At 39.7% G+C, this 15,523-nt stretch carries 13 protein-coding genes; 11 read left to right on the plus strand and 2 right to left on the minus strand.

The annotated features are described in order from the left end of the window. The first annotated feature begins 8 nt into the window (after positions 1-8). Positions 9-353, plus strand: a complete 345-nt coding sequence (locus HMPREF2867_RS02995) for a hypothetical protein (protein WP_037601098.1) — start codon at positions 9-11, stop codon at positions 351-353. A gap of 221 nt (positions 354-574) precedes the next feature. Here HMPREF2867_RS02995 and HMPREF2867_RS03000 read toward each other — a convergent pair whose 3' ends face one another. Further along, complete coding sequence (locus HMPREF2867_RS03000) at positions 575-2,059, minus strand: DUF1846 domain-containing protein (RefSeq protein WP_022496779.1); 1,485 nt, start codon at positions 2,057-2,059, stop codon at positions 575-577. Positions 2,060-2,281: 222 nt separating this feature from the next. Here HMPREF2867_RS03000 and HMPREF2867_RS03005 point away from each other — a divergent pair, with 222 nt between their 5' ends. The 6 genes from HMPREF2867_RS03005 to dexB all read left to right on the plus strand — a co-directional run bounded on the left by HMPREF2867_RS03005 (position 2,282) and on the right by dexB (position 9,449). Next, complete coding sequence (locus tag HMPREF2867_RS03005) at positions 2,282-3,541, plus strand: ABC transporter permease (RefSeq protein ID WP_070575675.1); 1,260 nt, start codon at positions 2,282-2,284, stop codon at positions 3,539-3,541. 15 nt (positions 3,542-3,556) lie between these two features. Next, on the plus strand, positions 3,557-4,189 hold the full coding sequence (locus tag HMPREF2867_RS03010; protein WP_070575677.1) for an ABC transporter ATP-binding protein: 633 nt from the start codon (positions 3,557-3,559) through the stop codon (positions 4,187-4,189). Between the two features lie 13 nt (positions 4,190-4,202). Beyond that, the gene (locus HMPREF2867_RS03015; RefSeq protein WP_070575680.1) at positions 4,203-5,579 is read left to right on the plus strand and encodes an ABC transporter permease; all 1,377 of its coding nucleotides are present in this window, start codon (positions 4,203-4,205) and stop codon (positions 5,577-5,579) included. 71 nt (positions 5,580-5,650) lie between these two features. Then, on the plus strand, positions 5,651-6,304 hold the full coding sequence (locus HMPREF2867_RS03020) for a response regulator transcription factor (RefSeq protein ID WP_070575682.1): 654 nt from the start codon (positions 5,651-5,653) through the stop codon (positions 6,302-6,304). After that, on the plus strand, positions 6,301-7,605 hold the full coding sequence (locus tag HMPREF2867_RS03025) for a sensor histidine kinase (RefSeq protein WP_070575685.1): 1,305 nt from the start codon (positions 6,301-6,303) through the stop codon (positions 7,603-7,605). Before HMPREF2867_RS03020 ends, HMPREF2867_RS03025 begins: the two co-directional genes overlap by 4 nt. Positions 7,606-7,838: 233 nt before the next feature. After that, the gene (dexB, locus tag HMPREF2867_RS03030) at positions 7,839-9,449 is read left to right on the plus strand and encodes a glucan 1,6-alpha-glucosidase DexB (RefSeq protein ID WP_070575686.1); all 1,611 of its coding nucleotides are present in this window, start codon (positions 7,839-7,841) and stop codon (positions 9,447-9,449) included. 57 nt (positions 9,450-9,506) lie between these two features. On the opposite strand, the gene HMPREF2867_RS03035 is transcribed toward dexB, so the two are convergent. Beyond that, the gene (locus HMPREF2867_RS03035; RefSeq protein ID WP_045768550.1) at positions 9,507-10,502 is read right to left on the minus strand and encodes a LacI family DNA-binding transcriptional regulator; all 996 of its coding nucleotides are present in this window, start codon (positions 10,500-10,502) and stop codon (positions 9,507-9,509) included. A 140-nt stretch (positions 10,503-10,642) separates the two neighbouring features. On the opposite strand from HMPREF2867_RS03035, the gene HMPREF2867_RS03040 reads away from it, so the two are divergent. The 4 genes from HMPREF2867_RS03040 to HMPREF2867_RS03055 all read left to right on the plus strand — a co-directional run bounded on the left by HMPREF2867_RS03040 (position 10,643) and on the right by HMPREF2867_RS03055 (position 15,457). Further along, positions 10,643-11,809, plus strand: coding sequence for a galactokinase (locus tag HMPREF2867_RS03040; protein ID WP_070575689.1), 1,167 nt, complete (start codon positions 10,643-10,645; stop codon positions 11,807-11,809). A gap of 19 nt (positions 11,810-11,828) precedes the next feature. Further along, positions 11,829-13,310 (plus strand): UDP-glucose--hexose-1-phosphate uridylyltransferase, encoded by a 1,482-nt coding sequence (galT, locus tag HMPREF2867_RS03045; protein WP_070476613.1) that lies wholly within the window; start codon positions 11,829-11,831, stop codon positions 13,308-13,310. Positions 13,311-13,339: 29 nt separating this feature from the next. Further along, a complete protein-coding gene (gene galE, locus HMPREF2867_RS03050; RefSeq protein WP_002888050.1) occupies positions 13,340-14,341 on the plus strand; it encodes a UDP-glucose 4-epimerase GalE in 1,002 nt (333 codons plus the stop codon). 69 nt (positions 14,342-14,410) lie between these two features. Then, positions 14,411-15,457, plus strand: a complete 1,047-nt coding sequence (locus tag HMPREF2867_RS03055; protein WP_070575692.1) for an aldose epimerase family protein — start codon at positions 14,411-14,413, stop codon at positions 15,455-15,457. Positions 15,458-15,523 lie beyond the last annotated feature (66 nt).

Below are 15,523 nucleotides of genomic sequence, written 5' to 3' on the forward strand. Positions count from 1 at the left end.
GATGACTAGTGGCTAGTATTACAATAGAAGCGAGCAAGGTAGCTAGAAAGAGTCCTATTCGCGTAGACAGTAGTCTTGTGGGGACAGTTTCTGGAGTGGAAGACGTGAGCGTTTCCCTACCATCGTCAAAAGCTCGTTTGAGTGTCGGAAAATTGGGTTACAAGTCTAACACTATTACGGTGGAGGATGGGCAAATTGTCCGTGTTACTAGCAATTTTCTAAATCGCTTTATAGCGATAGCGCCATTGTTACTTTATCTTGTTGGAGGTCGTTATCTCCCACTTGTTGCTGTCCTATCTACTATAATTTTGCTTTTTAGCTTACCTTTTCTCAAGATAGAAATCGTAGGCTGATTAGAATCGGGAGTGGCTTAGCCCTCTGTTTGATACCTTTAACTCACTTTTTCATAATAATGCTAGGCCACTCCCTTTTCATTGGGAACGGGTCGAGACGAAAGAGTGGGTTATCAAAAAGGGAACTCGATAGAGTTTCCCTTTTTTCTTTCTCCAGCTAAAGTGATTTCGAAAAGACCCCAGTTAGTAAAACGGAGGTCTTTCTTGTTTTAAATCATGAATTACTTACGGTACAATTTGTCGTATTGATAGTAAGGATCGAAGGTCACATTGATACCGAGCTTACGAAGAACATTTTTGTCTTCATCGGTAAGAATGATTGTTGAGTGAGCTTCAGAACCTTTGAGGTTACCAAGTTCCTCCATGGCACGCGCCGCATCCGCATTGTTGGCAGCTGTAATGGCCAAGGCGATAAGGATTTCGTTGGAGTGGAGACGAGGATTACGGCTACCCAGATGGTCAATTTTCAGACCTTGGATAGGTTTAACCACTTCAGGCTCGATAAGTTTAGTATCCTTATCAATACCTGCAGAAGTCTTGATAGCATTAATCAAAGCAGCTGCAGTTGGACCAAAGAGTTCTGAATTCTTACCAGTTACGATTTGACCATTTGGCAATTCGAGGGCAAGAGCAGAACCACCTGTTTCTTCAGCCTTAGCGCGTGCTGCAACAACCACTTGGCGATCTTCAGGAGTAATACCAAGATCATTCATGAGCAACTCAATCTTCTTGACAGCAGTCTCAGGAACACGTTCATTTTTAAAATCAAGAACGGTTTGATAGTAGCGACGGATGATCTCTTGTTTGGAAGCTTCTTTGGCTGCCTCATCATCCGTAATGGCAAAACCAACCATGTTAACACCCATATCTGTAGGTGAAGCGTAAGGTGACTCACCAAGGATGCGTTCAAGCATACGTTTAAGGACTGGGAAAATCTCGATGTCACGGTTGTAGTTTACCGTAGTTTTGCCATAAGTTTCCAAGTGGAATGGGTCAATCATATTGACATCATCAAGGTCGGCAGTGGCAGCTTCATAGGCCAAGTTGACTGGGTGATGAAGTGGCAAATTCCAAACTGGGAAAGTTTCAAATTTTGCATAACCTGATTTGATGCCATTGATTTGGTCGTGGTACATGTTAGACATACATGTTGCCAATTTACCAGAACCAGGACCAGGAGCAGTAACAACGATAAGGTTACGGCTAGTCTTGATATAGTCATTTTTTCCCATACCTTCAGGAGAAATGATATGGTTCATATCCGTTGGATAGCCCTTGATTGGGTAGTGGATGTAAGATGTGATGCCATTTTTTTCCAATTGGTTACGGAAAGCATCGGCTGCAGGTTGACCTGAATACTGCGTAATAACAACAGAACCCACATAGATATTGAGCTCGTTGAATTTATCAATCAGACGAAGGACCTCTTGGTCGTAGGAAATGCCAAGGTCACCACGAGCCTTAGAGTGCTCGATATTGCTAGCATTGATGGCGATAACCACTTCAACCTGATCTTTAAGCTCTTGAAGGAGCTTGATTTTATTGTCAGGTTCATAACCAGGGAGGACACGGGCAGCATGGAAATCTTCCAACATCTTACCACCAAACTCCAAGTAGAGTTTCCCGTCAAACTGGTTAATACGCTCCAAAATATGGTCGCGTTGTAGATTCAAATACTGTTCAGAACTAAAAGCTTGTTTCTTCATAAATAAAAATACCTCTGAGGAAAATTATATCAAATGCCGAAGGTAAATGCTATCAGTGAAAGTCGATTTGTTGGAGAAAAAGAGTTTAAAGTCAATCATGATTAGAATATTTAATTTCATAAAGGTTTCACATTTGTCGTCTATAATTAGGATAAGAAAATGAAAGCGTCCTCACCTATCTTTGGTGTGGCTGAGGGCTAATGTCTTAAATGGAGGTGGAAGATGGTTCTCTTACAACAGGCAGTTGCTTATATTTTCCGCAAAAAAACGCGGAATTTTATCCTTTTTCTCATTTTATTTTTGATATTGTCTTGCTTGTATTTTTGTTTCTCTCTTATGCAAGTTGGTGGAGGAATGGAGGCACAAATCAGGAAGTCAAGTGGGGCAAGTTTTGCTCTGGTAAGTAAAGAAAGAGGCAGTGCATTTTCCTGGAAAGAGGGGGCAAAGATTAGTCATCTATCTGATGTGACTTCAGCGATACCTCAATATATAAGTCCAGTGCGACTAATCGATAAGAAGGTCGTTACAGGAAAACAAACGGTGGAACGTGATGACCTTGATAATGAGGCTAATCAAGCCTTGGGAGCGACTTTCACTAAGGAAACAGGCCAAAGTGTTGATTTTCGGAGTGGTGCTTTTCAAGTCCGTAAGGGGAAGCATTTATCTGCTAAAGGGCAAATTATGATTCATGAATCGCTTGCTAGGAAAAATAAGCTAAGCGTCGGAGACAAGCTGACCTTATCAAATTTTCAGATGACTGAAGGTGGAACTAAGGAAATGACCTTTGATATTGTTGGTATTTTTTCTGGCAAGAAGGAGGAGACATTTACTGGAATGTCCTCAGATTTAAGTGAAAATCAAGTCTTCCTCCATTATGAGGACGCTAGCCAACTGCTTAATTTGACTGATAAGTTAGTGACAAAATTATCCTTTGGTATTAAGAATCCAGATAGAATCGACCAAGTCATTAAACAAGTGAAACAATTAGATATCGATTGGTATCGTCTACGTTTGGACGAGGACCGAAAAGCTTTTGACTCCTTGAAGGAATCGTCTCAAGCGCTACAAGGAATCGTCAGAACGATGATGATTAGTTTAATTGTTACAGGAGCAGGTATCCTCTCGTTTTTAATGGCACTATGGACACGTGAGAGAAATCATGAGATAGGTATTCTTTTAGCAATTGGGAAGAGCAAGGGACGCATTTTTGCTCAATTTCTTATGGAGATATTGTTGGTATCCCTTATGTCTTTGCTACCAGCCCTTGCTATTGGACGACTACTAAGTCGACTGTTTTTGCAAGAATTTATAGGACAGCAAGGACAGCAGCAGGCTCTTCAGTTATTAGATCAAATTCCTCAGGGACTACCTTTAGGGCTATCTTATCTCTGTCTTCTAGTCTTGGTAATATCATCGCTCGGTGTGACAACAGGTCTCATTTGGCGCAAAACACCAAAAGAAATCTTATCTAATATGAGTTAAGGAGAAAGGAACACTATGTTAGAACTCAAAGATGTTGCGTATAGTTATCAAAATAAAAGTGAAGCTATCCTCTCGAAGGTGAATTATCGTTTCGAGAAAGGTAAGTTTTATAGTATTATTGGGCAATCTGGAGCGGGAAAATCGACCTTACTTTCCCTTTTGGCAGGTCTTGATTATCCCAAGAAGGGGCAGGTCTTGTTTAACGGAGAAAATATCAAGAAAAAAGGCTCCAGTTATCACCGTAGACACCATGTTTCGCTTGTTTTTCAAAATTACAATCTCATTGATTATCTTACACCTTTAGAAAATGTACGACTTGTTAATAAAAATGCTGATAAGAAGATACTTTCTGAATTGGGATTAGATGAAAAACAAATTAATCGAAATGTCCTGCAACTTTCAGGTGGGCAACAACAACGCGTAGCTATTGCGCGGGCTTTGGTTTCAGAGGCCCCAATTATCTTAGCAGATGAACCGACAGGAAATCTAGACGAGGAAACTGCCAAGGATATTATTACTATCCTTAAAAGAATGGCTTTAGATCGCCAAAAATGTGTCATAGTTGTCACACACAGTAAGGAAGTTGCTCAGGCATCTGATGTTGTTTTAGAGTTGAAGAAGCAACAACTCATAGAAAAGAAAAAATAAAGAAAGGACTCTTATGTTTCGAAACGCTTTTGCATATATTACACGAAAATGGTCAAAGTCACTATTACTGTTAACTATTATTCTTTTGATGAGTACTCTTAGTTTGTTAGGACTTGCTATGCGAAGTGCAACCCAAGAAGCTGCATCCAAGAGTCTAGGGTCAATTACCAATAGTTTTTCAATGCAGATTAATCGTAACACGAATCCTGGAACTCCTCGAGGGGCTGGAAATCTTAAGGGAGAAGATATTAAAAAGATTAGTGAGACTAAAGGGATTGTTTCGACGATTAAACGGATCAATGGTATTGGTGATTTACTAGATTATGAGATTATCGAAACAGAGCAAACGCTGCAAAATCAGTCACCAGAACGTGCTAAAAATTTTAAGTCTACCTTGATGTTGACAGGAGTCAATGACTCATCAAAAGAAGATAAATTTGTTTCAGGTGCTTATAAACTAGTTAAAGGAGAACATCTAACCGATAAGGACCATAATCAAATCTTGATGCACGAAGGTTTAGCTAAAAAGAATGGGCTTAATGTAGGAGATAAAGTAAAGCTTAAATCTAATCTTTATGATGCAGATAACGAAAAAAGGGCTGATGAAACAGTGGAAGTGACTATCAAAGGTTTATTTTCTGGTCAAAATCAAGCAGCCGTTACCTATGCTCAGGAGTTGTATGAAAACACCCTCATCACTGATCTAGACACAGCAGCAAAACTCTATGGAAATACCGTAGAAACTGCCACTTATGAGGATGCCACTTTCTTTGCTAAAGGTGATCAAAATCTTGATTCCTTGATAGCAAAGATTCAAAAGTTAGACATTAACTGGACCCTCTACGATCTTGTTAAGAGTTCATCAAACTACCCTGCTTTACAGGAATCTATTCTTGGGATGTATCGTGTGGCAAATCGTATGTTTATTGGAAGTCTCATTTTTACAAGTTTATTGTTAACCCTTCTGTTGATTTTATGGTTAAATGCTCGTCGTAGAGAAGTTGGTATCTTTTTGGCCTTGGGACTTAAAAAGACACAGGTTGCGGGTCAATTTTTAATGGAATTACTGATGATTGCCTTACCAGCCTTTCTTTTATCATATGGTTTAGCGAGTTTCTTTGCCGAAAAAGTTGGTAAAACAGTCCTTTCCAATGTTACGGAAGGTATCAATAAGCAAATGACAAAAGAATCTCTAGCTGCAAATCTCGGTGGAGGGGCTGAGGCAGAGAGCTTCAGTAAGACTCTGACTCAGATTCATATGACAGTCCAACCTAAGCAACTTTTAGTAGTTATTCTAGTCGGTGGCTTTATCTTAAGCTTGGTATCCTTAATTTCTTCTCGCTGGCTTCTTCACAAGAAACCCAAAGACCTCTTAGTTGATGTTGAATGATAAGTTTGCTGCACCTATAAAAAACGGTATAATGAAAGAAAGCGACTATATATAGATGAAAAGGATAATGTATGAAGATACTAATCGTAGAAGATGAAGTCCTGATTCGAGAAGGGATGAGCGACTATCTCATGGAATGTGACTATGAGGTCTTTGAAGCAGGCGATGGACAGGAGGCCCTGGACCTCTTTCACAGAGAGGCGCCAGATCTGGTCTTGCTGGATATCCAGCTCCCTATCCTCAATGGCTTGGAAGTACTCAAGACCATCCGCAAGACTAGCTCAGTCCCTGTCCTCATGCTGACGGCCTTCCATGACGAGGACTATAAGTTGACAGCCTTTGGAGAGTTGGCAGATGGCTACCTGGAAAAACCCTTCTCCTTGTCCCTCTTGAAGGTCCGTATCGAAGCTATTTTTAAAAAGCTCCAGCCTTCCCGGGTCTTCACCTATGGAGAGGCACGGGTAGATTTTGAGAGCTACACAGCCAGCATAGCAGGCCAAGCAATTTCCATGAATGCCAAGGAGTTGGAAATCTTGGAATACTTGCTCCAGCATGAGGGCAAGGCCCGGACCCGCTCTCAGATCCTCGATGCCGTCTGGAAGGAGACGGAGGAGATTCCTTTCGACCGGGTGATCGATGTCTATATCAAGGAACTACGAAAAAAACTGGAGCTGGACTGTATCGTTACGGTACGCAATGTCGGCTATAAATTGGAGAGACCATGACCAAACGGAGTATCTTTGCAAAAATCTTTCTGATCACCTTTGCCCTTTTTAGTAGCTTAGTTATCCTTCTCCATGCTTCGGTTTACTTTATTTTTCCATCGAGCTATATCGAGTCCCACCGCCAGACGATTTTGAAGAAATCGCAAGCACTGGCCAAGAGTTTCCAGGGTCAGGAAGAAGGGACCATTGAGTCGGTCATCGACCTTTATTCCAAGACCAATGATATCAAGGTCTCGATCAAGGGCAAGGAAAAACAGAATGCCCTAGAGGTCAAGGATGACCTGCTCGTGAACCCTGACAGCCAGAATAATTCTCTGGTCATTGAAGAGCGAAAGATCCAGACAAAAGAGGGAAAGAACTTGACCTTGCAATTCTTAGCAACCGTCGATTCCCAAAAGGAAGCGCGGGACATCAGTCTGGGCTTTCTCCCCTATAGTCTCCTTGCTTCCTTTGTTCTATCGCTGATTGCCTCCTATCTCTATGCCCGCATGATTTCTGCTCCGATCCTTGAGATCAAGCAGATGACCAAGCGGATGAAGCGGCTGGATCGGACAGCCAGTCTTCCTATTCACTCGCAGGATGAGATCGGTGTCCTTAAGCAACAGATCAACGACCTCTATCATCATCTCCTAGAGGTGATCGACAATCTAGAGCAGCAGAAACAGGAAAATCTGAAGTTGGAGCAGATGAAGGTGGAATTCCTACGGGGGGCCTCGCATGAGCTCAAGACGCCTCTGGCCAGCTTGAAGATTATCCTAGAAAATATGCGAGATAAAATTGGTCGCTACAAGGATCGGGACCGCTACCTATTAGTTTCTCTTGACATCGTCGATGAGATGAACCAGATTGTCCTAGAGATCCTGTCTTTATCTTCTGTTCAAGAATTAGGTGGTGATAAGGAGTGGATTCAGTTAGATGATGTGGTAAATCGCATACTCACTCAAAATCAAGTGTTGGTTGAGAATCGCTCCCTATCAATTGACAATTATCTTCCGGCAACTAGTATTTTCATGAATTTACCTATTTTGAAATTGGTTCTCTCAAATATTATCAGTAATGCAGTCAAGCATTCTGATAAGGGTGGAGTGATTCGAATAGGTTTAGAAAATGAAGGAACTGATTTTGTCATTGAAAATACGAGTGTATCTAAAGAAAATATTTCAACTAAAGCTCAGTCTAAGAAAGAAGGAGGATTAGGCCTTTTTGTGGTCAAATACCTTTTAGAGCATGAGGAACTTAGCTATAGATTTGAAGAAAGTTCTACGGGGAGGCGCTTTGTTATGGTCTTGCCCAAAAAGTAAAAAGCGATGGTTAAGGTATTAACCATCGTTTTTTTTTTGTATTGTTAAAATAAGCAAAGGCTAACCTTACATTTCAACTCTATTATTTTTCAATATTACCAAAATTTTAAGGAGTCTGGAGTATAGGTCATTGAAATGTTTTAAACAAAAAAGAAAACGCTTGCATAACTTCTAGAAAAACGTAAAATAGAACTATCAGACTCACGATGATAATAAAAACGAGGAGTAGAATCATGCAAAAACATTGGTGGCATAAAGCTACGATTTATCAAATTTACCCTAAATCTTTTATGGACAAAAACGGTGATGGCATTGGTGATTTGAAGGGGATTACCAGTAAGTTAGACTACTTGCAAAAACTTGGAATAACAGCCCTATGGCTTTCGCCTGTCTATGACAGTCCAATGGATGACAATGGCTATGACATCGCTAACTATGAGGCTATTGCAGATATTTTTGGAGACATGAGTGACATGGATGAGCTTTTGGCGGAAGCCAAGAAGCGTGATATTCAAATTGTTATGGACTTGGTGGTTAACCATACGTCTGATGAGCATGCATGGTTCATCGAAGCGCGTGAAAATCCAGAAAGTCTTGAACGAGATTTCTACATCTGGCGAGACAAACCTAATGAGTTAGTATCTATCTTTAGTGGCTCTGCTTGGGAATATGATGAGACCTCAGGGCAATATTATCTGCATTTCTTTAGTAAGAAACAGCCAGACCTCAATTGGGAAAATCCACAGTTGCGCCAGAAAGTTTATGACATGATGAATTTCTGGATTGATAAGGGAATCGGTGGTTTCCGCATGGATGTGATTGATATGATTGGTAAGATCCCAGATCAACTGATTGATACAAACGGTCCAAAACTTCACGATTATATCAAGGAGATGAACCAGGCAAGCTTTGGAAAGCACGACCTTCTAACCGTTGGTGAAACCTGGGGAGCAACACCTGAAATTGCTAAACAGTATTCAAATCCTGATAATCAAGAACTTTCTATGGTTTTCCAGTTTGAACATATTGGACTTCAGCATAAGCCAGATAGCCCTAAATGGGAGTATGAGAAAGAGTTGGATGTTTCAGCACTTAAGACTATTTTTAATAAATGGCAAACCGAGTTAGAGTTGGGACAAGGATGGAACTCACTTTTTTGGAATAATCATGATCTGCCTCGTATTCTCTCAATGTGGGGAGATACTGGTGTCTATCGTGAGAAGTCAGCCAAGGCCTTGGCTATCCTCCTTCATCTGATGAGAGGAACACCTTACATTTATCAAGGTGAAGAAATCGGCATGACCAATTATCCTTTTAGAACTTTGGAAGAATTGAATGACATTGAATCTCTCAACTATGCCAAAGAAGCTCTCGAAAAAGGGGGATCGATAGAAGTTATCATGGACCAAATCCGTCAGGTGGGTCGTGACAATGCTCGAACACCAATGCAATGGGATACGTCTAAAAATGCTGGATTTAGCATATCGGATAAGACTTGGTTACCTATTAATCCAAACTATAAGGACATAAATGTTGAATCAGCCCTTGCCAATCCAGAATCAATTTTCTATACATATCAGAAGCTCGTAGAGCTTCGTAAGACTCAAGATTGGTTGGTGGATGCTGACTTTGAACTCTTGGAGACAACTGACAAAGTCTTTGCTTATATTCGGAAAACCAAAGATAGCAGTTATCTGGTTGTAGTCAACCTATCAGACCAAGAACAAGACTTCTATTATGATTTCGAAAGAGCAGAAGTTGTCATTGCAAATACCGAATTAGAGCCAATTACAGACCAAGGCAAACTCCAAGCCTGGGATGCTATTTGTGTGAAAGTGAAATAAAAAGAAAAGTGGTTGTCAACTAACTGTTGGCGACCACATTTTTCTATTAAATAGTTGTTATTTCGTACTTTCTCTCAGAGTCAGTTTAGTGCCTAACATAGTAAGTGTCGGGATTTCTCTTGGAGCCAAGACTTGTTTATTGAGGACATCCATGGCAGTTCGCCCCATTTCTTCGGTATAAACAGTAACACTAGAAAGTGGCGGATAAACTTGTTTGGCTAGACTGGTGTCATTAAAGGAGATAATCTGGATATCTTCTGGGACATTAATGCCATTTTCCTGAAGGGCTCTAAGAGCACCGATAGCCAGACTATCACTAGCTGCAAAGTAGGCATCTGGTAGGGGTGTACCACTTGCTATTTTAGAGGCTAAAAGGTCATAGCCAGATCGAACTGTAAAATTACCTGAAAGAATCAAAAGAGGGTCATAGATGCTCTTTTCAATACAGTAGTTACGATAAGAACGTAAACGAGGCTCCGGAACGATTTCAGTTGAATCCGTTGTTTTTTCTTGCCCTGTTAAAAGACCGATGCTCTTACACCCTTGCTCAGTGAGATAACTTAGTGCCGTTTGAACAGCATTTTCAAAGTCAGTTGTCACACAAGGATGTCCCTGAAGTAGAGTATCACTATCTACAAAGACCAGTGATTTACCCAATGATTCCAATTCAGTAATCTGTTCACGACTAAACTTTCCGATACAAAGTATACCTATGACTTCTTCAGCGAGACTAAAAGGAATGTCATTGAAATAACGAAGCATCTCGTAGTCTAGTTCATGGGCTCTTGTTTCAATTCCAAGCCGAATGTTGTAGTAGTAGAGATCGTCTAACTCATCTTCCTCACTTACCCATTGGATAATTGCCACTTGATGTTTTTCTTTTTTAAAGTTTCCGATTTTCTGATGTTTGGTATATCCGATTTCATCTGCCGCAGTTAAAATACGGTGCCTGGTTTCTTCAGTAACGGAGAGGTTTTCATCTTGGTTGAGAACACGTGAAACAGTTGCGATTGATACATCAGCCAATTTTGCGATATCTTTTAATGTAGCCATATTGTTCTCCTTTCATCCAAAGTATACCATAAATTCTAAAATTTTACCTATTTTTTACTAAAAAAGCAGTAAAAATATTGATTTTCCATGTGAAAGGGGTTACACTGTTAGTGTAAAAAAGAATAAGCGAGGTACATCCTATGAAGACATCACAGTTAAGAGAAAAGTTTAAAGAAGTTTTTGGTGTAGAAGCAGACCATACTTTCTTTTCTCCAGGTCGTATTAATTTGATTGGTGAGCATACGGACTACAACGGTGGTCATGTATTTCCAGCAGCCATTACCCTAGGTACTTACGGAGCGGCCCGCAAACGTGATGACAAAGTTTTGCGTTTCTTCTCAGGTAACTTTGAGGATAAAGGCATCATCGAAGTACCACTTGAAAATCTTCGTTTTGAAAAAGAACACAACTGGACAAACTATCCAAAAGGTGTTCTTCATTTCTTGCAAGAGGCTGGTCATACGATTGATTCAGGTATGGATATTTACATCTATGGTAACATTCCAAATGGATCAGGCTTGTCATCATCATCATCTTTGGAATTGTTGATTGGTGTTATTGCTGAAAAACTTTATGACCTTAAATTGGAACGCCTTGACTTGGTTAAAATCGGTAAGCAAACTGAAAATGACTTTATCGACGTTAACTCTGGTATCATGGACCAATTCGCTATTGGTATGGGAGCTGATCAACGTGCGATTTACTTGGATACAAATACTTTAGAGTATGACTTGGTACCACTTGACCTTAAAGACAATGTTGTTGTTATCATGAACACTAACAAACGTCGTGAATTGGCTGATTCTAAATACAATGAACGTCGTGCTGAATGTGAAACAGCAGTATCTGAACTCCAAGAAAAACTTGATATCCAAACACTTGGTGAATTGGACCTCTGGACATTTGATGCATACAGCTACTTGATTAAAGATGAAAATCGTATCAAACGTGCCCGTCATGCAGTTCTTGAAAATCAACGTACACTTCAAGCCCGTAAAGCTCTTGAATCAGGGGATTTGGAAGGCTTTGGACGCCTTATGAATGCTTCTCACGTGTCATTGGAACATGATTACGAAGTGACAGGTCTTGAACTTGATACTTTGGCACACACCGCATGGGAACAAGAAGGTGTTCTTGGAGCTCGTATGACAGGAGCGGGCTTTGGTGGATGTGCCATCGCGTTAGTAAACAAAGATAAAGTTGAAGATTTCAAAAAAGCAGTTGGTCAACGTTATGAAGAAGTCGTTGGTTATGCACCAAGCTTCTATATTGCTGAAGTAGCTGGCGGTTCACGAGTACTTGATTAATGAGAAAGAAGTAGAGATTATGGCTGAAAATTTAGTAAACACTTTTGTAACTCTGGTTATTGAAAATAGTGATTATGAGGAATTGGACCGTATCTATTTGACAAACAAAGTTTTTGCTTTGGTTGGAGAAGGAGTTGCTGATGTTGAAACAGATAGCTCTGAGTTGATTGACCTTAAAGACCAGTTGCTTCAAGCAGGTGTTAAAGCTGGTTCTGTAGGTGAACTTAATGAAGAACAAGATATCATCGGTGCTCAACTCATGGACTTGATTACACCAAGCCCTAGCCTTGTCAATCGTAACTTCTGGGATACTTATAAATCTGACCCAGAGCAAGCAATTGCTGACTTTTATGCACAAAGTAAACGAAATGATTATGTGAAAGTCAAAGCCATTGCACAAAATATTGCTTATAAAGCACCTACTAAATACGGTGACTTGGAAATTACGATTAACCTTTCGAAACCGGAAAAAGATCCAAAAGCCATCGCTGCTGCTAAAAATGCGGTAGCTTCTGATTATCCAAAATGCCAACTTTGTATGGAAAATGAAGGTTATCTTGGTCGCATCAATCACCCAGCACGTAGTAATCATCGTGTTATTCGTTTCCAAATGGAAGGAAATGACTGGGGCTTCCAATATTCACCATATGCTTACTTTAATGAACATTCTATCTTCTTTTATGGTAAGCACGAACCAATGCACATCAGTCCATTGACGTTTGGTCGTCTCCTATCAATTGTTGAAGCATTTCCTGGTTACTTCGCAGGTTCAAATGCCGATCTTCCAATTGTAGGTGGTTCAATTCTTACACATGAACACTATCAAGGTGGTCGCCATACCTTCCCAATGGAAGTAGCAGGCATTAAAGAAAAAGTTAGCTTTGATGGTTACTCTGATGTTGAGACTGGTATCGTTAATTGGCCTATGTCAGTTCTTCGTTTAAGAAGTGAAGATAAGGAAAGACTTATTGCTCTTGCAACCAAAATTTTAAATTGCTGGCGTGGTTATTCAGACGAAAAAGCTGGTGTCTTGGCTGAGTCTGATGGACAACCTCACCACACCATTACCCCAATTGCTCGTAGAAAAGACGGTAAATTTGAATTAGATTTGGTTCTTCGTGACAATCAAACTTCTGAAGAACATCCAGACGGTATCTACCACCCACATAAAGATGTTCAACACATTAAGAAAGAAAACATTGGTTTGATTGAAGTTATGGGATTGGCCATTCTTCCTCCTCGTTTGAAAACAGAACTTAAAGATGTTGAAGATTATCTATTAGGTCAAGGTAACCAAGTTGCTCCAATTCACCAAGAATGGGCAGATGAACTCAAAGCTCAAAATCCGAATGTTACGGCTGAGGAAGTGACAGAAGTTGTTCGACAATCTGTTGCAGATATCTTTGCTCGTGTACTAGAAGATGCAGGTGTTTATAAGACTAATAGTGAAGGCTTAGATCAGTTTAAAGCATTTGTAGATTTTGTAAATTTAGCTGATTAATTGTTTTTTCTGAAGAAAGGAGATAAGAAATGGCAATTTTAGTATTAGGTGGAGCTGGTTATATCGGTTCTCACATGGTTGATCGCTTAGTTGAAAAAGGTCAAGAAAAAGTAGTAGTAGTAGATAGTTTGGTAACCGGTCACCGTGCTGCCGTACATCCAGATGCTATTTTCTACCAAGGCGATCTCTCTGATCAAGATTTTATGAGAAAGGTCTTCAAAGAAAATCCTGATGTTGATGCCGTTATTCACTTTGCGGCCTATTCATTGGTTGGTGAATCAATGGAAAAACCACTCAAATATTTTGATAACAATACAGCTGGAATGGTTAAATTGCTTGAAGTTATGAACGAATGCGGTGTTAAATACATTGTCTTCTCATCAACAGCAGCAACTTACGGTATCCCAGAAGAAATTCCAATTCTTGAAACAACACCACAAAATCCTATCAACCCATATGGTGAAAGTAAGTTGATGATGGAAACTATCATGAAGTGGTCTGATAAAGCTTATGGTATTAAATATGTGCCACTTCGTTACTTCAACGTTGCTGGTGCAAAACCTGATGGATCTATCGGTGAAGACCATGGTCCAGAAACTCACCTTCTTCCAATTATCCTTCAAGTAGCTCAAGGTGTTCGTGAAAAAATCATGATTTTTGGTGATGACTACAACACTCCTGATGGTACAAATGTTCGTGACTATGTTCACCCATTTGACTTGGCAGATGCCCACCTTTTGGCAGTGGAATATCTCCGTAAGGGCAATGAGTCAACAGCCTTCAACTTAGGCTCTTCAACGGGATTCTCAAACCTTCAAATTCTTGAAGCCGCTCGTAAGGTAACTGGTAAAGAAATCCCAGCTGAGAAAGCTGATCGTCGTCCTGGTGATCCTGATACATTGATTGCTTCATCTGAAAAAGCACGTACAGTTCTTGGATGGAAACCACAATTTGATAACATCGAAAAAATCATCGCAAGTGCTTGGGCATGGCATTCTAGCCATCCAAAAGGGTACGATGATCGAGGATAATTAAAATAATAAACAAAGGGTCAAAGAGTATATATAATTATTGTACTCTTTGTTTTTTGAGGAAATAATATGAAAATAAACTGCGAAATTATTGGAAAAGTTGATTCAGGCGATGTCAGTAAAATTTCAATGGAAAATAATAATGGTGTTGTCATTTCCACACTCACAACAGGTGCTACACTTCAGGAGTTTTTGGTTCCAACGGAAACTGGTGCTCTTAAAAATATAGTACTTGGTTTCAGTGATTACGAGGATTATTATAAGAATAATTTATGTGCCTGCCAGTCCATTGGTAGGGTTGCTGGAAGAATCGGAAAAGCTTCGTATACTCATGATATGGTTCTTTATAGCCTTCCTAAGAATGAGGGAGAAAACTGTTTACATGGCGGTCCAAAAGGAATGCAGGTTCAAAATTGGAACTATGTCACAAACCTGAATGATGAATATGTTGAGACAAAATTTATTAGAAGACTTTATTCAAGTGTAGATGGCTTTCCTGGTGATGTTACAGTCTCTATTAGTTATAGACTTAACAATAATAACCGCTTAACAATACTCTTTGAAGCCTTCGATGTTACAGAGTCAACAGTCTTTAATCCGACAAACCATGTTTACTTTAATCTTAGCGACAAACAGGATTTATCAAGTCATGAGTTACAAATCTATTCAGACTATCGTTTAGAGTTGGATTCTGAGTTAATTCCAACAGGACAAAAAATTAATGTAGATGGAACGAATTATGATTTCAGAAAGACAACTGACTTGCTACCTCGGATTGAAGCAAATAATGGTTTTGATGATGCCTTTGTAGTTGGAGGGGAAACTTGTGATCATGTGAAAGAAGTAGCTATTTTGCATGACAAAGAAAGCGGAGATGGTATTGAAATCTTCTCTAACAGAAATGGTTTAGTTATTTATACTATGGATATTATAGAGGATAATATTTACTTTGCGAGAGATCGAGGAACAATTGCAAAAGGACGAGAAGCTATAGCTATGGAAGCTCAAACACTCCCAGATGCCGTTAATCATACAGATTTTGGAGATATCATCTTGGAGGAGGGTCATAGTGTAAGCTATGAAATCGGTTTCCAATATTTTAATTCATCAAAATAACCATGTTTTAGTAAAAGTTTAGTAAAAAATCACTAAAACTATTGACGGTTTAAACTAATACTTATA

Source organism: Streptococcus sp. HMSC064H09 (genome assembly GCF_001812625.1).
Lineage (GTDB): Bacteria > Bacillota > Bacilli > Lactobacillales > Streptococcaceae > Streptococcus.